This is a genomic window from Eoetvoesiella caeni (genome assembly GCF_003315175.1).
Classification (GTDB): Bacteria; Pseudomonadota; Gammaproteobacteria; order Burkholderiales; family Burkholderiaceae_B; genus Eoetvoesia; species Eoetvoesia caeni.
This window is the reverse complement of record NZ_QNRQ01000004.1, coordinates 35,758-53,635: the sequence shown is the minus strand read 5'-3', so window position 1 is coordinate 53,635 and position 17,878 is coordinate 35,758. Positions and strand designations below refer to the sequence as shown.

At 57.4% G+C, this 17,878-nt stretch carries 16 protein-coding genes; 10 read left to right on the top strand and 6 right to left on the bottom strand.

Features of this window, described 5'->3' with window-relative positions; genetic code table 11:
* The first annotated feature begins 161 nt into the window (after positions 1 to 161).
* The gene (locus tag DFR37_RS09085; protein WP_113932939.1) at positions 162 to 698 is read left to right on the top strand and encodes a JAB domain-containing protein; all 537 of its coding nucleotides are present in this window, start codon (positions 162 to 164) and stop codon (positions 696 to 698) included.
* Positions 699 to 1,051: 353 nt separating this feature from the next.
* On the opposite strand, the gene DFR37_RS09075 is transcribed toward DFR37_RS09085, so the two are convergent.
* The gene (locus DFR37_RS09075) at positions 1,052 to 2,308 is read right to left on the bottom strand and encodes a type II toxin-antitoxin system HipA family toxin (protein ID WP_170139875.1); all 1,257 of its coding nucleotides are present in this window, start codon (positions 2,306 to 2,308) and stop codon (positions 1,052 to 1,054) included.
* A gap of 730 nt (positions 2,309 to 3,038) precedes the next feature.
* Here DFR37_RS09075 and DFR37_RS09070 point away from each other — a divergent pair.
* The 3 genes from DFR37_RS09070 to murI all read left to right on the top strand — a co-directional run bounded on the left by DFR37_RS09070 (position 3,039) and on the right by murI (position 4,673).
* Positions 3,039 to 3,389 carry a GFA family protein gene (locus DFR37_RS09070; RefSeq protein WP_113932936.1) on the top strand — a complete coding sequence of 117 codons (351 nt, stop codon included), beginning with the start codon at positions 3,039 to 3,041 and terminating at the stop codon, positions 3,387 to 3,389.
* Positions 3,390 to 3,432: 43 nt separating this feature from the next.
* A complete protein-coding gene (locus DFR37_RS09065) occupies positions 3,433 to 3,618 on the top strand; it encodes a hypothetical protein (protein WP_113932935.1) in 186 nt (61 codons plus the stop codon).
* A gap of 149 nt (positions 3,619 to 3,767) precedes the next feature.
* A complete protein-coding gene (gene murI, locus DFR37_RS09060) occupies positions 3,768 to 4,673 on the top strand; it encodes a glutamate racemase (RefSeq protein WP_346724938.1) in 906 nt (301 codons plus the stop codon).
* Between the two features lie 72 nt (positions 4,674 to 4,745).
* On the opposite strand, the gene DFR37_RS09055 is transcribed toward murI, so the two are convergent.
* Positions 4,746 to 5,012 (bottom strand): DUF2164 domain-containing protein, encoded by a 267-nt coding sequence (locus DFR37_RS09055; RefSeq protein WP_113932934.1) that lies wholly within the window; start codon positions 5,010 to 5,012, stop codon positions 4,746 to 4,748.
* Positions 5,013 to 5,017: 5 nt separating this feature from the next.
* The gene (locus DFR37_RS09050) at positions 5,018 to 5,635 is read right to left on the bottom strand and encodes a TetR/AcrR family transcriptional regulator (protein WP_170139874.1); all 618 of its coding nucleotides are present in this window, start codon (positions 5,633 to 5,635) and stop codon (positions 5,018 to 5,020) included.
* Positions 5,636 to 5,829: 194 nt separating this feature from the next.
* On the opposite strand from DFR37_RS09050, the gene DFR37_RS09045 reads away from it, so the two are divergent.
* A complete protein-coding gene (locus tag DFR37_RS09045; RefSeq protein WP_113932932.1) occupies positions 5,830 to 6,996 on the top strand; it encodes a multidrug effflux MFS transporter in 1,167 nt (388 codons plus the stop codon).
* A gap of 187 nt (positions 6,997 to 7,183) precedes the next feature.
* The gene (locus DFR37_RS09040) at positions 7,184 to 7,762 is read left to right on the top strand and encodes a TetR/AcrR family transcriptional regulator (RefSeq protein ID WP_113932931.1); all 579 of its coding nucleotides are present in this window, start codon (positions 7,184 to 7,186) and stop codon (positions 7,760 to 7,762) included.
* 50 nt (positions 7,763 to 7,812) lie between these two features.
* Here DFR37_RS09040 and DFR37_RS09035 read toward each other — a convergent pair whose 3' ends face one another.
* Positions 7,813 to 8,643, bottom strand: coding sequence for an alpha/beta hydrolase (locus tag DFR37_RS09035; RefSeq protein ID WP_113932930.1), 831 nt, complete (start codon positions 8,641 to 8,643; stop codon positions 7,813 to 7,815).
* 2 nt (positions 8,644 to 8,645) lie between these two features.
* Positions 8,646 to 9,725 (bottom strand): 2,5-dihydroxypyridine 5,6-dioxygenase NicX family protein, encoded by a 1,080-nt coding sequence (locus DFR37_RS22980; RefSeq protein WP_113932929.1) that lies wholly within the window; start codon positions 9,723 to 9,725, stop codon positions 8,646 to 8,648.
* A 432-nt stretch (positions 9,726 to 10,157) separates the two neighbouring features.
* Here DFR37_RS22980 and DFR37_RS09020 point away from each other — a divergent pair, with 432 nt between their 5' ends.
* Genes DFR37_RS09020 through DFR37_RS09005 form a run of 4 tightly spaced genes read left to right on the top strand, consistent with a single transcriptional unit; the run spans position 10,158 to position 16,612 of the window.
* Positions 10,158 to 11,324: an efflux RND transporter periplasmic adaptor subunit gene (locus tag DFR37_RS09020; protein WP_113932927.1), complete on the top strand. Its 1,167-nt coding sequence runs from the start codon at positions 10,158 to 10,160 to the stop codon at positions 11,322 to 11,324.
* Positions 11,321 to 14,506: an efflux RND transporter permease subunit gene (locus DFR37_RS09015; protein ID WP_113932926.1), complete on the top strand. Its 3,186-nt coding sequence runs from the start codon at positions 11,321 to 11,323 to the stop codon at positions 14,504 to 14,506. Before DFR37_RS09020 ends, DFR37_RS09015 begins: the two co-directional genes overlap by 4 nt.
* 22 nt (positions 14,507 to 14,528) lie before the next feature.
* Positions 14,529 to 15,215, top strand: coding sequence for a heavy metal response regulator transcription factor (locus DFR37_RS09010; protein ID WP_113932925.1), 687 nt, complete (start codon positions 14,529 to 14,531; stop codon positions 15,213 to 15,215).
* On the top strand, positions 15,212 to 16,612 hold the full coding sequence (locus DFR37_RS09005) for a heavy metal sensor histidine kinase (RefSeq protein WP_113932924.1): 1,401 nt from the start codon (positions 15,212 to 15,214) through the stop codon (positions 16,610 to 16,612). Before DFR37_RS09010 ends, DFR37_RS09005 begins: the two co-directional genes overlap by 4 nt.
* Here the strand turns inward: DFR37_RS09005 and purT are convergent.
* Complete coding sequence (gene purT / locus DFR37_RS09000) at positions 16,609 to 17,814, bottom strand: formate-dependent phosphoribosylglycinamide formyltransferase (RefSeq protein ID WP_113932923.1); 1,206 nt, start codon at positions 17,812 to 17,814, stop codon at positions 16,609 to 16,611. The two genes, DFR37_RS09005 and purT, sit on opposite strands and share 4 nt — an antisense overlap.
* Positions 17,815 to 17,878: the final 64 nt, after the last annotated feature.

Below are 17,878 nucleotides of genomic sequence, written 5' to 3'. Positions count from 1 at the left end.
AGCCTCGGCCAGCAGTTCAGCACGGCAAGGCGACGAACTCACGGCAACGGCGGCAACACCGCAGGAGCCGTATTACTGCGAACGCCGAAAACCTACGATCAGGCTCGGAATCTTCGGCCCCGGTCAGCAGGAAAACAAACTGGCTTTTGAAGGATAGGACAATGGAACAACAACTTAACCACAATGCAGCTTTGGGCTATGACAACATGAACGAAGGGCAGGCGCTTTATGTGCGCAGCCCATCGGGTCGGTATCGTGCCGCGACGGATTCGCACGTGCTGGCCGCCGCGCGGATCGCCGCCGAAAGCCTAATTAGTGATCGGGCCGCAATGGGAAACCCGGACACCGTCAAACGGTATTTTCAGTCGAAACTGTCAGGTATGGGGCACGAGGTCGCTGCCGTGCTGTACCTGAACAGCCAGTTTAAGGTCATCCGTTACATGGAAATGAGCCATGGAACGCTGACACAGGCCAGCGTATACCCGCGCGAAATCGTTAAAACCGCGCTACGCCTGGATGCGGCTGCAATCATCATGTCACATAACCATCCTAGCGGCGTACCCGAAGCTAGCGAAGCCGATCTTGCTTTGACGCGACATCTAAAACATGCCTTGGCGCTGATCGATGTTCGCTTGCTGGATCACATCATTGTGACGGGGCAGGGTGCCAATTCGTTAGCCGAAAGAGGCCAACTGTAAGATTGATCCGGGCGGGTTGCAGCCCACCTGGTCTTCTATGCGCTGCCCCGTGCGGCCACAGATTGGATTTGTGCTATCGCACAAGTGGTCATTCGCTTTCTTCCTTTCCAACATAAGCCCCGCCCTGGTGTGCCAGGACGGGCAAATGGCGGCTTGCCTGAGCAAGCCGATGACAAGGTCATATCCCACATTTACGTTGAATCACCATTGGGTACCCATGCTAGCGGTTAGTTTTGGCATCGTTTTAAATGACGAACCCTTTCAAATGAATATCGTGATCGGCACGGCGTTGGTGATCGTAGGGCTGGGGCTTTATTTTTTCCGAACACGAGCCTGACCTTCATTGCGTTTTCTCAATTTTCACATTGTCTACTCATGCGCATTAGTCCCTTTTTGAGTCGATCACTCATCAAGGCATCCAGCCTATCGCCCAGCAGAGGTCGAATTGATTCATAGTGGTGTTCGACTCGGGCAAGCAGCACGTCAAGCACTTCGACCGCTTCATCTTGGCTCTCGAATCCAAATGCGGCCGAATCGGCCAGTGCATTTTGTCGGCTGATCTTCCGATCGCCCTGGGAAAGGGCCATCGCCAGATAGTCAGGCGTGAAGTCGGGATTGGGCACGACATCGAAGGCCGGCGCCAAGCGCCACCTGCGCTCCCCGTGCTGATAGACAACTGCATGATTACGCGGGTGATCATCATCATTACCAACCACCGCATTGAATACCATTCGGCAGAACAGCTCGGTGGCATCTTCGCGTGGCGCCCCAATAAGCGTCAGCACCCGCGCTAGGAGCGGATAGCTCCATAATGCAGTGTCCGCGCCCCCCGGGTATTGGGTCTGGAGCAACGAGGCTGCGCTCAACGTCATTGCCCGTCTACCATTTGGCCTGTCAAATCTCAGTGATCGCATCACACTCAGCGGTGAATCGCCTCCGGCTTGCTGGTACGCCGTTTGTGCGAATCTCATGCCGCACGCCTGACCCCATTCCCGGATAGCATGCTCCAGTCGAGGAATGTCTTCCGTATCCGAGGGCAATACAGGCTTAACTAGCCAATAATCCTGCCCGTCGTGTACGGTCGCCTTGGGGCGGGCCCCGCCCATGCTGGGAGTCGCCATCAAACGCTTGCGCAGCGCCTTATTTACCGGCGCCCTACGCTCTTGCATCGCAAGCAGCTCTAGCGACAACTCATCCAAACTCGAGACTGGGGGCACGGAGAGCTCAGGGACAGACGGTTTTCGGACAGTGCCCACCGCTAAGGCACCCCAGCGATCTGCATTGCCCGCGCGCAAAAGGTACGCATGGTGGGGCGACAAATCCGTAAAGCCATGCTCACGTTGAATAAGCATGCGGCCCCATGAATCGGGGCAAGCATCGCGCAATGCGTCATGCAATCCCCCATACCTTTCGCTCACGAATGGGCCGGGTGCAGAAATCGGCAAGTTGATGGGGTCAATGCTCCAGGGATGGCCAGCATCGATATAGCTGGGCGCATAGGAGAATCGACCTATGGCAGCCGAAGGGTCGTGGCTGTACTTTCCGACAGTTAGCCACTGGCCCGTATCGGGGCGCTGCAGGTAAACGTATAACGGCTTAAAAGTACTCATCGTCCTTATCCGGCCGCGCTCTGGCATTAGGGTTAAGCTGCGTCGAATGCTCGGGCAGAGGAATGATGCGATCAAGCGATCCAACCGCGACTAACGCCGTCAGGTAGGTTCCCGCAGCTACCGCTGGATCTCCGCGTTCAACCCGACGCAGCGTGCTTTCTGAAATCCTCAGTCGCTCGCACAAGTTCCTGGCGGTAATTTTTTGCATTACACGGCCAGAGCGAATATTCCGGCCCCAAGCCAAGGTGCGGGCTTGGACCGTAGGCAAATAATACGGAGCAACGTCTAGTTTCTTTGGCATAACGAGCGACTTTTTTCGTTTATAGATAATCGTTTATACACTATAAACGGTTGTCTATGAACGTATCTTTGGCAAGCGTACCCGCTTCATTGGCGCTCTACTTCATAGTTAGGCGGACTGGGCCACTTTATGCTTTATTTCCGGCCAAGTAACGCTTTACGGCACACCGGGGATGGGTGCGGAATACATCTTTTACTCCTCCAAGAGTCATTTTCTCTTCTAGAGGCATAGACATATAGAAGATCTATTTTCATGCGTAAAAATAAAAAATATACATGAAATAACGACGAAGCACATTCAGTATTAATCCTTCAGTAGAGCCACAAGAATAAACGTAAAATAAGCAGCTCCTGTTTTTGCAAAAACGCATGCCGAGTGAGCCGAGTCGGTGTTTATCGGGTCATTCGCGTGCCTGAATAAGGAACTGCCATGCCATTTGAAGGAAGCTGCCATTGCGGTACGGTCCGCTTTGAAGTCGATGCTCAACCTCCCACAAAGGCGGTCAGTTGCAATTGTTCGCACTGCCGGCGCAAAGGCTTTTTGCTGTCCTTCTTTCCGGCAGAACAATTTACCCTGTTGCAGGGCCAGGAATCGCTTGGCTCTTACAAGTTCAACACGCATAAAATCGACCACCGCTTTTGTCGGGAATGCGGTACCGAACCTTTCGCCCAAGGGGCGAACCCGGACGGCACCGCCGTTTGCGCGATAAACTTGCGCTGCGTGCCGTCGATCGATTTGGATACGTTAGAACTTCAGCGTTTTGATGGGGCTAAAGCGTAGGGCTCTGGCGCAACGGCGCGCCATAAGATAAAAGGAAATGAAAATGTCTAAAAATAAATTAAGCGTTGTCACTTTTGTTGCTGCAGGACTTCTTGCTTTGTCCCTGTCCGCATGCCAAAAACAGGAAGGTCCGGCAGAGAAAGCCGGCAAGGAAATCGACAAGGCGGTAAGCCAAGCCGGTCAGCAAATTCAAAAAGCGGGCGACAGCATCAAAGAGACTGCAAAATAGGGCCATGATTGCACCCATGGCCGCCGTTGCCTGCGCATCACGCGCTGCCTGAACCCGTGTAAAATTCCCGCTACGCTTGGTTGGCCGCCAGGCTGGGCGAACTCCGTCAAGGAAATCGCACAAGACGTATTGTTTTGGCTCGCGGAGGCGTGGTGATAGGGGTTTTTGATTCTGGCAGCGGTGGGCTCACGGTCCTTAAGGAGTTTTGCGCGACTTTGCCGGAGCAGCGCTTCGTTTATTACGGCGACCACAGCAACGCCCCTTACGGCAATCGCGATGCGGACTCCATCTATGAACTTACCCTGTTGTCGCTAACACGGCTTTTCGATTTGGGTTGTTCCTTGGTCGTGGTTGCGTGCAATACGGCGGCGGCGACAGGGCTGCGCCGGCTGCAGCAAACCTGGCTGCCGATTCATTTTCCCGACAAGCGCGTGATTGGCGTCATCGTTCCAATGGTGGAGGCTATCACCGGCGTTCCATGGATCGCGGAGCGCGCCGAAGGTCAGCGCAGTTGCGCACCGAAGACCGTCGCGGTCTTTGCCACCCGATACACGGTGGACAGCCAGATATTTGTAGAAGAAACGCAAAGGCGTGCTCCTGAAATCCAGGTCGTCCAACAAGCCTGTCCGGGTTTGGTCAAGCTTATCGAAGAGGCCGCTCCATTGCCGGATTTGCGGCGCGCCGTTCAGCGCTATGTCGCTCTTTTGCTGAGGCGGCTGGACGGCCAGCACCTTGGCGCGGCTTTGTTGGGTTGCACGCATTATCCATTGATCGAGGACCTTTTCATCGAGGCCTTGCCAAGCGACGTCGAGGTGTTCTCGCAGCCCAAAATAGCCGCTGCCAGCCTTGTCGCCTACCTAGCTCGTCATCCGGAGTTCATGGACGAACGAGATCCAGGAGTTTCTTTTTATACCTCGGCACCGTCGGAAAATATAACGAAGCTCGCAAAACGCTATTTCGGCGATGAGCAGATTCGGTTTCAGACGCTGGCCACGAACGCCATGGATTCGAACCGACCCGGGTCCGGCGGCGAACAGGCCGCCCTAGGGTTGTAATCGGTCCATCTGGGGCGCAAACATATTGCCGGCGGTAGTTGGCACCATTCGGCGCAGAGCGCAAGGCCGCTGCTAGCTGCGCGTTCGTTTCTGTTTGGCCCAGTAGCCGTGTTCCTCGGCATAGCAGGAAATCTCCATTTCCGATGTTTTTTCCTGCATATAGTCCTGGGCATCCTGTATTGCCTTGTTATAAATGCCGGGGCCGATTTCTTCGATAATGAACTTCAGAAACATCCGAGCGCGAAGCTCGCCAAGGTCTTCGCCTTCTTCTTGCTTCCAGTAGCGGCGCAAAGGGCCGATCAATTGTTCTTCTACTTCAGGTTTGAGTTTAATAGCCATTTTCTTCAGTTCTTTGATAAGTCGCCCGCAAACAGCGTTGCGACGACATGGTCGATACCTGCATAAATATGCCGCATGACAGGGCGCTTGCCGGTAAGTAAAGCGTCAATGAAAACTTTGCCGATGGTTGCGCCGAACAGCATGTCGGCCCAGATGTCGCTGTTCAGATTCGAAATACGCCTGGACGGTTCGACCTGGTCCACCGCCGCTATCAGCGACTGGCGGCTGGCCTGGATTCCCATGCGGTAGAAGGTGTCGGCCAGGCCTGCGATGCCAATGCCTTCGCCGATGGCCAGGCGGCACAACTTTAGATGACGCTCGGAAAGCACATGGTCGGCAATTGTTTTAAGCCGGGTCTTCAGCCCGTCGACGGGCTCGGCCAATTGGCTGTCAAGGGGATTTGAGGGCCAGCTATAAGAAGACGCGACAAGAGACTTCAACAGCGCTTCTTTGTCGGCAAAGTGCACATACAAAGTCTTCTTCGACATGCCGGCTTGCGCAGCTATTTCGGCCATGGTCACTTTTTCATAGCCGCGATCGCCAAACAACTGCTCGGCGGCGTTATGGATTTCGTTTTTTCTGTCTTCGGTCGACATGGCCAAAGGACGTCCGGTGCGTGTCATTTTATTCTCTTGACTTAGGAAACCAATTGGTTTCATAATACACGACCTTCTCCATATTTTCAATTTAAACAAGCTATTTTATGACTACGAATCAAAGCGTCGGACTTACCGCGGAACCTGGCATTCGCCCGACTATCGGGGACAAGGCTGGGGCGATGGAGCCCGGCTCAATCGCGTCCAGAAAGCAAGGTTCAATGGCGCTTGTGTTGGCTGCGCTTTGCGCCATTGGGCCGCTGGGCATCGACATGTACTTGCCCAGCATTCCCGATATGGCGGTTTCCTTCGGGGCAGCCGAAGGGGCCGTGCAGTTCAGCCTGATGACTTTTTTTGTGGGGCTGATGCTGGGCCAGTTGGCGTATGGCCCGCTTTCCGACAAGTTCGGCCGCAAGCCGATGATCTATCTGGGAATCGCCGTCTTCATGGCCGGTTCAATCGGTTGCGCGCTGGCTCAAAGCGTCCAACAGCTGCAAGCGCTGCGCTTCGTGCAAGGCTTGGGAGGGTCTATTGGCATGGTAATAGCCTTTGCCGTGGTTAAAGACGTCTTTTCGGGGGCGGCCATGGGCAGGATGATGTCCTTGATTCTTGCCGTGCTGGGCTTGTCTCCGGTGGTCGCGCCAATGGTAGGCAACGTTCTGCAGGGTCTGGGTTCATGGCGCGCCATTTTCTGGGCGTTGACGGTGTACGGGGCGTTGACGGCGCTGGCCATCGCACTTTTACTGCCGGAAACCAGAAGTGCGGCAGACCGCAAGGGCTTCGCGTTAAGCCGAACTTTGCATAATTACCGCAAAATTCTGTGCGACGGAAAATTCATTCCTTTTGCGCTGGCGCTATGCATTGGCCAGGCCGGTTTCTTTGCCTATATTGCCGGGTCGGCCAGCGTGTTCATCTCGCAGTACGCGCTGACGCCCACTCAATTCAGCTTGCTTTTTGGGGTGAACGCCCTGGGCTTGATGGCAGCCGCTATTCTCAACCCCAGGCTGCACCGGCGGGTTGGCGCGCTTAAGGCCTTTCGCCTGGTCAATTCGGCCTACTTGGTAGTGCTGCTATTGCTGATGGTCTATTTGCTCGGCGGCTATTCAAATCTCTTCGTTCTCAGTGCCGGATTCTTTGCGACAGTTTCCTTGCTGGGGTTCATCATGCCCACAGGCAGCCAGTTGGCGCTGATGCAGCAGCGCGAGCATGCCGGTACAGCTTCCGCGCTGCTGGGATCGATGCAATTCGGTGCCGGCGCGATTGTCACGGGCATTTCCGGGGCCATGGCATTCTTGGGCGGGATCGGCCTGGTCCTTGTGATGCTCGCCTGTGCGGCCATTGCGGCCGTGATGTGCTGGACGGTCGTTCCCCGCAAGATGGATTTATAGACGCATGGGGGCGGATGTTGGCTACAAACTCCCTTGGTTGATTCGAGCTCCAAGGTTTGAAGGGGTCGCGACCTTTGGCTCTTTAAGTTGAGGTATTGGCACGAATATCGTGGTTTACCCTGGAAGCCGCTTTGCCGGGCTTGGAGCTTCAAGCGGGATAGAATGGGACCCAAAGTAAGGAGCGATTGTGGTTCAAGTCAAAAAGGTAGAGGTCGAGCAGGCCATAACGGTGGCGGCGTACGAACTGTTCATGGAACATGGCTATTCCGGTACAAAAATTCCTCAAATTGCTAAAAGGGCGGGGGTTTCGTCAGCCAATATCTATGTCTATTTCGGGTCGAAGCTGGATATCCTGACTTCCATCTACGAGAAGTGGTTTGCGGAACACCTTGAAGGGTTGAAGTCGTCGCTCAAGACCTGCCCTACGCCGCAAGAAAAATTGAAGAAAATATTCACAAGCATGTGGTTGGATTTTCCGGCGGCCGACAATGGGTTCTGCAATAACCTTATCGAAGCGTTGTCGGCCAAGGGTACAAAAGAAAAATACAGCTCGAACCTGCGCGTCTCGGTAGAGCAAAGCCTGGACAAAATGCTGGCAAGCTGTTTGCCCGGCTTGAAGGCAAGCCAGCACAAGGCGATAGCAACCTTCTTGCTGATGGCGTTCGATGGCTATGCGCTGAACCATCATTTGCATGATGGGAAGCAAGCTTCGCCGGAAGAGATTGATTTCCTGTGCAATATGATTTTTGCCTACGAAGGCGCCTAGTATTCTGTAGTTGTGCCATGGAGTTGGTAGATGAGGTTAATCCATAGGAATTAATCAACAACCGATTGCATCCAGTCGTTAAGGGTGTTTGGCCAGATGCCGTCCACTTCTCCGGCGGCATAGCTTGCCGTGAAGTGATTGCAGCCGGGCAATACCAAGGTTTGCACGCGTAGCCCTTTTTGTTCGAGCTTCGCGACCATGTCCTGCGCCTGGCGGACAAGGTGGGGAAAATCGCTTTCGCCATAGCTGATCAGGAATGGGCAGGCACGGTCGCCCAGTTGAAGAATCGGCGAGGCGACTACGTCGTTGCCCAGTGCCGGGTCCCCCAGAAACCGGGGGCGCACCGCCATGCCCGAGTCGTCGCCAAAGTAATAGACGCCTGAAACGGGGGCGCAGCCGCGAATCAGGGCCGGCTGACCCGGGCCGGCGTCCTTGCCTTCGTTGACGCTAAGCAGCGATGCATAGTGGCCGCCGGCGGAATGGCCGCCGACAAAAATCTGGCCCGGGTCGCCGCCGAACTGCGCAACATTGCCTGCCAGCCAGGCCAGCGCCGCCGCGCAGTCGTTCAGGCCCGCGGGAAACGGGTGCTGCGGCGCCAGCCGGTAGCCCGCGCTGGCAAAGGTGATGCCTAGCTTATTCAGTGCGGGCGCCATGAACGCCATCCACTCTTTGTAGCCGTTGGTCCAGCCGCCGCCATGAAAATACAGCAAGACCTTCCCACTGGGCTTTTCGGCTGGGAAAACGACGATGCTTTGATACGGGTCTTCGCCATACTGCGCCTCGTGGCCTTGGAGATTCTTGGCCAGTTCCATCAAATGCCGGTGGTAGCCAACCATTCCTTCGGACTTTGGTTCCTGTTCGGGATAAGCTTCGATCTTCATGTTCAGCGGGCCTCGCGCGGGACGATCATTTTCGGATCGACCAGGCGACCTTCGTCGACGACCCGGTTGCCGTCCAGGTCGATGGAGCAGTTGCGCATCGGTAGGTCGTAGTGTCCGCGGGTTGTGCGCTTGCCGCCGCCCTGGGTGTTGGGGCCGGTGGAGAACAGGAAATTGCCGGGGAAGCAGCGGGAAGCGGCGCGGCTGCGCTCGGGCGAGTCGCCATACAGGGCAATCGAGTCCCAGCGGCATTGAGGATTCAAGCCCCAGCCTAAATGAGACAGGGCATAAGGGTCTTTATCGTTCTTGTGTTCCTTGCCGTCGGCCAGCCACTCGCGCATCAGCATGGCGTCCAGGCCGCCTTCGATGGACTGGATATGGCCGTCGGCAATCTCAAGAACGATTTCGTCCTGGATGTAGCGGCAATAGGGCAGGATGACGACGTCGCCGGGACTGACCACGACCCGGCCGCTGGCGCTGCCTTCGTTGGGAAAGGTGTGGATCAGGCCCACGCCCCAATGGTCGAAGTGCCCAGGCTCGTCGGCAAAACCATACTGGCTCATTACCGGGTATTCGCCGCAAGAGTAGGTCAGGTCGGTGCCGGCCTTGCTGGTTACGTGGACTTGCTTGGTCTTTTCGTACATGCGGTGGGCATACATGACGGCGTCTTTCAGTCCGGTTGGGGCTTGCAAGGCGAAAAGGTCGTCGGGGGCATCAATGATCATCTGAACGCGTACGCCGACATTCATGACTTCTTTAAGCCAGCTGGCAAAAAGCGGCACATGGAAAATCAAGATCATGTCGCAGGCTTTGAGAGCTTCCAAAGTCCCTTTGCACTGGCCGATGGTGGGCACGCCCACGCTGGTCCAGCCAGGAATGGTGTTGACGCGCATTTCATAAATATCGGCGCCAAGCATATCGGCGGCGGCAAAGGCTGCTTCGATGTATTCGGTGCGTGTGCCCAGGTCGCTGACAATGGCAATGGTTTGCCCAGGTTTGATTTGGCACAGTTCAAATTGTTTTTTGAACAGGCCTGGCAGCAGTCCGGGGTTGGTCATGCGGACTTTGAGGTCGGCTGGAGTCATGGTGGGTAGCTCTCTAGAAGAGGGATTAAGGCAGGAGCGCGCATGGAAATATACAATAACGAACATAATTCGTTTTTATTGTGCATAATTGTCAAAGTAGCGAATATCGTGGTTTACCCTGAAGTTTGCAGTGCCGCCCCCAGGGATGTTGCAATGAGCCTATTCCTGAATCAGAAGTACTTGGCCTGGGTAGTGATCTGCGGCGCACTTGCGGCCGCTGGGCCAAGGCGCTGATATCGCCTCGGGCTGCGTGCCGGCGATACATGGTTGCATGGCCGTAGCTGACAAAATTGTCATGTTCCGGACAGCGTGATGTACGCGCCGTGGCGCTAGAGTGACGGAAACTGCCTTCAGCGGGGCGCATGCTAGGCGCGGCTGATGGCTTCCGGAACACTACAACCGATGCGCGCACGAAGGCTACGAAAACAAGCCATGGCAACTTATTCTCTTAAATGGCGTTGGGTTGCGGGTTTGCTGCTGGTGTTGGCAGCCGGTATCTGGCTGGTCCTTCGTTATGGCGACAAGGCGCCGGCAGCCGCCCGTTCAGCGCCTGTGGTGGTTACCACTACGCTGGTGCGGCAGCACGATATACCAATTTATCTGATGGGGGTCGGTACGGTCGTTGCGACTCAAAGCGTGACGGTCAAGGCTCGCATCGACGGCCAACTGGACAAGGTTGGGTTTACAGAGGGGCAGGATGTTTCGGGCGGCCAACTGCTGGCCCAGTTGGATCCGCGCGTGCAGCAGGCGCAGCTGGATCAGGCGCTGGCCCAAAAAGCCAAGGATAAATCGCAACTGGCCAACGCCCGGCTGGACCTGCATCGTTACACCGAGCTGATGAAGCAGAATGCGACAACCCGCCAGATACTCGATACGCAGCGCGCCTTGGTGGCCCAGTTGGAGGCTGCGCTGCAGTTCGACGACGCGCAGATCAGCGCGGCGCAAACTCAGCTTAGCTTTACAAGGATTACCGCGCCGATCAGGGGACGGGTGGGTGCCAGGTTGGTCGATCCCGGCAATATCGTTCACGCGGGCGATGCAAATGGCCTGGTGGTCATCAACCAGATCGACCCCATCTCTGTGGTGTTCACGTTGCCCGAGGAATCGTTCCAGGATATTAACCACGCTTTGCGCTCCAGCGCCGAGCCTTTGGCGGTAGAGGCATACCCGCGCAAAGGCACCGAAGTACTGGGCCGGGGCCGCTTGGTGCTGCTGGACAACCGGATCGACACCGACAGCGGCACAGTACAGCTTAAAGGCAGTTTCGCCAACGAGGAACATAAGCTGTGGCCTGGCCAGTATGTGCGCATCCACCTGATACTGGGCCAGCGCAAGCAGGCGCTGACCGTGCCTGCCGCCGTGGTGCAGCGAGGGCCGGATGGCATATACGCTTATGCGGTTGCCGCGGACGACACTGTTCATATACAACCGATAGAGCTTATTGGAATTCAAGACGGCCTGGCCGTGGTCGGCAAAGGATTACGCGCTGGCCAGCGCGTGGTGATTGACGGGCAGTACAAGCTTAAGCCCGGCCTGAAGGTGGTGGAGTCGCAAGCTGTGCCGGACGCTGCGGCCGCTGAAAAAGGCAAAGCCAAGTGAGTGTCTCCGCCACCTTCATCAAGCGCCCCATCGGAACTTCGCTGCTGGCCATAGCGTTGTTTTTGGTTGGCGCGGCGGTATGGCCGTTGCTGCCGGTTGCGCCTTTGCCACAGGTCGACTTTCCGACCATACAGGTGACGGCCAAATTGCCGGGCGCCAATCCGGAGATCATGGCGTCCAGCGTCGCCCAGCCCCTGGAGCGCCAGTTTCAGCTGATTTCGGGCATGACGCAGATGACCTCGGTTAGCGCGCTGGGGTCCACGCAGATTACATTGCAGTTCGACCTGAGCCGCGCCATCGATGCGGCGGCGCTTGACGTGCAGTCGGCTATCAACGCGGCAACAGGGCAACTGCCCGCCAATTTGCCCAGTCCGCCGACCTTTCGCAAAATAAATCCCGCCGACGCGTCTATTTTGCTGTTGTCCGTGCAGTCGGATGCGCTGCCTTTGATCGAGGTCAACGACTACACCGACAATTTCCTGGCTCAACAAATTTCGCAGATCGAAGGCGTGGGCCTGGTAAACATTTTTGGGCAGCAAAAGCCGGCGGTCCGTATACAGGTGGATCCGGACAAGCTGGCGTCGATGGGCCTGAGTCTGGAAGACATACGCGGTGTTATCGCAAGCACTACGGTAAACCAGCCCAAGGGCACGATAGACGGCGGCAGGCAAAGCTTTGCCGTGTATACCAACGACCAGGTGCTTGGCGCCGATGCCTGGAACGACATGGTACTGGCCTACCGGAACGGGTCGCCGATAAGAGTGCGCGACGTAGGCGTTGCCGTGCCGGGACCCGAAGACATGAAGAAGGCGGCATGGGCTTTCGCCGGCAAGGCGGCAAAGGCGGACGACGCGGTGATCAATGGCCGCTCTTTGATCGTGGGCATTACCAAGCAGCCCGGCGCCAACGTGATCGACACGGTCGAGCGGATCAAGGCGGCGCTGCCGCAGTTGTTGACGTCTATTCCGCCTTCGGTGCATGTCAGCACGCTAAGCGACCGGACCCAGAACATCCGCGCCTCGGTCCAGGAGGTCGAGATGACGCTGTTGCTGTCCATTTGCCTGGTGGTGGGGATGATTTTCGTCTTCTTGCGCAATGTTCCAGCCACCCTGATTCCAAGCGCCACAATCCCGCTGTCTTTGCTGGGCACCGCCGCCGTCATGTATTTGGTGGGGTTCAGCCTGGACAACCTGTCGCTGATGGCGCTGACCATTGCCGTGGGCTTTGTCGTGGACGATGCCATCGTCATGCTCGAGAATATTTATCGCCACGTCGAGGACGGCATGGCGCCGATGGAGGCGGCCTATAAAGGGGCAGCTGAAATCGGACCGACCATTGTATCGATCTCGGTTTCGCTGATTGCCGTGTTTATTCCGTTGTTGCTTATGGGCGGCATAGTGGGGCGACTGTTTCGCGAGTTTGCCATTACGGTCACCTTGACCATTGTGGTTTCGGTCCTGGTATCGCTGACCCTTACCCCGATGTTGTGTTCCCGCTTTCTGAAGCCGGTCGATGCGCAGTCCCATGGCCGTGTATACCGGTTTTTCGAGCGCGGCTTCGATGCGATGCTGGGCGGCTACCGGACAGGCTTGCATTGGGTGCTGCGCCACCAGTTCATAACGTTGTGTAGTTTCTTGGCGACCTTGCTGGCGACTGTGGTGCTGTTCCTGGTTATTCCCAAGGGCTTTTTCCCGCAGCAGGATACGGGTTTCATCTTTGGCTTTGCCGAGACCGCCCAGGACTCTTCGTTTGCCGCTATGAACCAGCGCATGCGGAAGCTGGCTGATATTGTGGGCCAGGATCCCGATATTACCCAGTACGGCATGAGCAGCGGCCAGACTACCTTCAATACCGGTACGTTCTTTATCAGCCTCAAGCCCAAGGACGAAGGCCGCGTCGCCAGCGCCGACGAAATCATTGCACGCTTGCGCCCGAAGCTGGCCAAGGTGGAAGGCATCAATCTATTCCTGCAGGCGGGGCAGGACATCAACGTGGGCGGCCGGCTGGCGCGAACGCAGTATCAATACACCGTTACCGACGCGAACCTGGCCGAACTCAATACCTGGGCTCCCAGACTGCTGGAACGGTTTCGCCAACTGCCGGAACTGACCGATCTGGCTTCGGACCAGCAAAATGCGGCGGCGACGGTGCGTATAACCATCGACCGTGCCCGCGCATCCAGCTTTGGCATATCGCCGGCCTTGGTCGATGCCACGATCTACGACGCCATAGGGCAGCGCCAGGTGGCGCAGTACTTCACGCAAATCAACAGCTATAACGTTGTCCTGGAGGTTACACCGCGCCTGCAGGCTGACCCGGATCTGTTCAAGAAGCTCTACATCACTTCGCCGCTCAGCGGCAAGCAAATACCCTTGTCGACGTTTGCGTCCATCGACACCGACAAGACAGGCTATTTGTCCATAAGCCACCAAGGGCAATTTCCGGCCGTGACGATTTCATTCAACCTGGCGCCAGGAGTGGCGCTGGGCCAGGCGGTTACGGCAATCCAGCAAGCGCAAAACAGTATGGGAGTGCCGCAAGCCTTGATCGGATCGTTTCAAGGCACGGCAAAGGCGTTCGGCGAGTCGCTGGCTACGCAGCCTTATCTGATCGCCGCAGCCCTGGTTGCGGTGTATATCGTGCTGGGCCTGCTTTATGAAAGCTATATCCACCCATTGACGATACTGTCCACCTTGCCGTCGGCGGGGGTGGGGGCGCTGCTGATCCTGATGGTCAACGGCTATGACCTGAGCGTCATCGCCCTGATCGGCATTATCTTGTTGATAGGCATAGTCAAGAAGAACGGCATCATGATGATCGACTTCGCCCTGACGGCCGAGCGCCGGCAGGGGCTATCGCCGCAAGAGGCAATCTACCAGGCATGCCTGTTGCGCTTTCGGCCCATCATGATGACGACCATGTGCGCCTTGCTCAGCGGCCTGCCGCTGATGCTCAGCCATGGCGCGGGTTCCGAGCTGCGCCGGCCGTTGGGGTTTGCCATGGTGGGCGGCTTGCTTCTGTCGCAGGCGCTGACCCTGTTCACGACGCCCGTCATCTACCTGTATCTGGATCGCGCGCACTACTGGTACATGCGCCGCAAGAACATCCGCGCACGGCGCAAGGCGGGTAGGGCCGGCCGCGCCGGGCGGTCCGGCAACGGCCCCGAATCAATTAAACTATGAGGGAGACGCAACGGTGTTCCCCATGAAGATTCTGATCGTCGAAGATGAGCTTAAAACCGCGGAATACCTGCGCAAGGGGTTGACGGAACAGGGCTGTACGGTCGACCTGGCGAACGACGGCATCAATGGCCAGCACCTGGCCCTGCAGCACGACTACGACGTCATCGTGCTGGACGTCATGCTGCCGGGGCAGGATGGTTTTGCAGTGCTGCGTGCGCTGCGTACCGTGCGCCAGACGCCGGTCATCATGCTGACCGCGCGCGACTCCATCGAAGACCGGGTAAGGGGCCTGCACGAGGGTGCCGACGACTATCTGGTCAAGCCGTTTTCGTTTCTTGAGCTGCTGGCGCGCCTGCAGGCGCTGAACCGCCGTGGCCGAGTGCAGGAGTCCTTGCACTTGCGCATCGGCGACCTGCACCTAGATCTTGTCAGCCGCAAAGCTTATCGCGGCCAGGTGCGCCTGGACCTTACCGCCAAAGAATTTGCGTTGCTGGCTGTGCTAGCCCGGCGCCAGGGTGAAATCCTGACCAAGACCGCCATTGCCGAACTGGTCTGGGACATGAATTTCGACAGCAATACCAATGTGGTCGAGGTTGCCATCAAGCGTTTGCGGGCAAAGCTTGACGCCCCGTTCAGCCAACGGTTGCTGCATACCATACGGGGCATGGGCTATGTGCTGGAGTTGCGCAACGAAGATACGGGACCATGAAGCGCTCCATTACCTTGCGGCTGGTGGCGATGTTTGCGCTGGCGACGGCGATCATGTTCGGCTTGATAGGCGCGGCGCTCTACCATGTTCTAAGCGGCGAGCTGGCGCGGCATCAGCAAGAAGAATTGCAAACCATATACCAGGACATGGAATACATGATCAAGCGGGCCGGTACGGTCGAACGCTGGTCGCATGTGCAGATAAAGATGGATACGCTGCACGAAGCCAGCGACAACGTGTATTTCTGGGCGGATAGCGCTGTGCCGCAATATCGATACGGCAATGGCCTTGCCGATGTCGAAGGCCGGCTTGTACGCAATGACGGGACAGGCGTACTGGATATGCCCGGCCATGAGTATCCTTTGTTCACGCTGACCGGGACTATTCCGGCGTTTCAGGATCGGCCGGCGGTTCGGGTGACGATAGGCGTCGACTCCATGCCTTATGTGCGCACGTTGCAGACCTTCCTCACCGCTCTTATCGTGCTGTCGCTTATTGCCGTCTTGTTGGTGGTTGTGCTGGGCTATTGCATTGCCAGGCTGGGGCTGCGGCCCCTGAAAAAAATGTCCTTCGAAGCGCAAGCCCTGAACGCCAAAACGCTTTCGCAACGCTTGCACGGCCAGCTCCTGCCCGAAGAGTTGGACGATCTAGCCGTGGCATTCAATGGCGCGCTAAGCCGGCTGGAAACGGCGTACAAGCAACTGGAGGCGTTCAACGCCGATGTCGCCCACGAATTACGCACACCCTTGACCAATCTGATCGGAGAAACGCAGGTGGCATTGTCGCGCCCACGCACGGTGACGGAATTGCAGGAGGTATTGCAATCCAACCTCGAAGATCTCGAACGGCTGCGGTCCATTGTCAACGACATGCTGTTCCTTGCGCGGGCCGACCAGGGCGAGGCCGCCACAGGTCGCGTGCAAAGCTCGGTGGCCGACGAGGTCGGCAAGACAATTGAGTTCCTGGAATTCATTCTGGACGAAACCCATGAAACCATCCGCGTCGACGGCGATACGGCAGCCCAGGCCATGATAGAAACATCGCTGTTTCGCCGGGCGCTGGCCAATTTGCTGCAAAACGCAATCGAGCATTCCCGTTCGGGGGCCCAGATCAAGGTCGTCATCGAGCGCCAGCCCGAGCGGATCCGTATCGGGGTTTCCAACCCGGGCGACCCCATCGCGTCCGCGCATTTGCCGCGCCTGTTCGACCGTTTTTACCGTGTCGACGGCGCCCGCTATAACGGTCGGCGCCAGGGCCACGGCTTGGGGCTGGCCATCGTCAAGGCGGTTGCCACGATGCACGGCGGCGAGGTGTTTGCGTACAGCCAGGACGGCATGACGACAATAGGCTTCAGCGTGTTGTCGACATCCGCGGCGGACGCCGCGGCACCGGGTTAACGGTCCAGCCTGGGCTTGATGTGCCGTGCTGCCTCGTTGGCCCGTTGCAAGGCAACGTCGACATCCTTGTCGTAGGCCAGCGCCACCCCCATGCGGCGGTTGCTGAAGCTTTCGGGTTTGCCGAACAGGCGTAGTTCGGTTTGCGGCACGCGCAGCGCTTCTTCAACGCCGTCGAAAACAATGCCGCGGCCGTCGACCTGGCCGTAGATGACGGCACTTGCGCCCGGCGTGCGCAGCGCGGTGTCCACCGGCAAGCCCAGAATGGCGCGCGCATGCAGTTCGAACTCGTTCTGCCACTGGCTGATCATGGTGACCATGCCGGTGTCGTGGGGGCGCGGGCTGACTTCGCTGAACCAGACCTCATCGCCCTTGATAAACAGTTCAACCCCGAAAACGCCTTGCCCGCCCAGATTGTCGGTAATGGCCTTGGCCACTTCCTGCGCCCTTTGCAAAGCCAGGGGCGCCATGGCCTGCGGCTGCCAGCTTTCAATGTAGTCGCCGGCGCGTTGCGTATGCCCGATGGGGGCGCAAAAATGCGTTTCCACTTGGCCGTCGGTGCCCAGGGCGCGCACGGTAAGCAAGGTGATCTCGTAGTCGAAGTCGATAAAGCCTTCGACGATGATGCGATTGTGGCTGACGCGCCCACCCGCCATCGCATAGTCCCAGGCCGCCTGCACTTGGGCGGGGTCGTCGATTTTGCTTTGGCCCTTGCCCGAGCTGCTCATCACCGGCTTGATGACGCAGGGATAGCCGATGCCGCCATCAATGGCGGCCTGCAGTTCTTCCAGCGAATCGCAAAACTTGTAGGGGCTGGTGGGCTGATGCAGGGTTTCGGCCGCAAGGCGGCGAATTCCTTCTCTGTCCATGGTCAGGCGCGTTGCGCGCGCCGTAGGAATCACGCGGGTAATGCCGGCGGCTTCCAGTTCTTCCAGGGCCTGCGTGGCAATGGCCTCGATTTCCGGTACCACCAGATCGGGCTTTTCTGCGCGAATCAGCGCTTTAAGCTGCGCGGGGTCGCTCATGACAACGGTGTGCGCGTGGTGCGCGACTTGCTGTCCCGGTGCATCGGCATAACGGTCGACGGCAATGGTTTCAACGCCCAGGCGTTGCAGCGCAATGAGAACCTCCTTGCCCAGCTCGCCCGAGCCAAGCAGCATGACTCGCGTTGCGGAAGAAGAAAGAGGGGTGCCGATGGTGGTCATACGAATTTGATGCGCCGAATAAAAGCAATGGGTAATGTGTGGCGGAACCTAAGCCTTAGGCGCC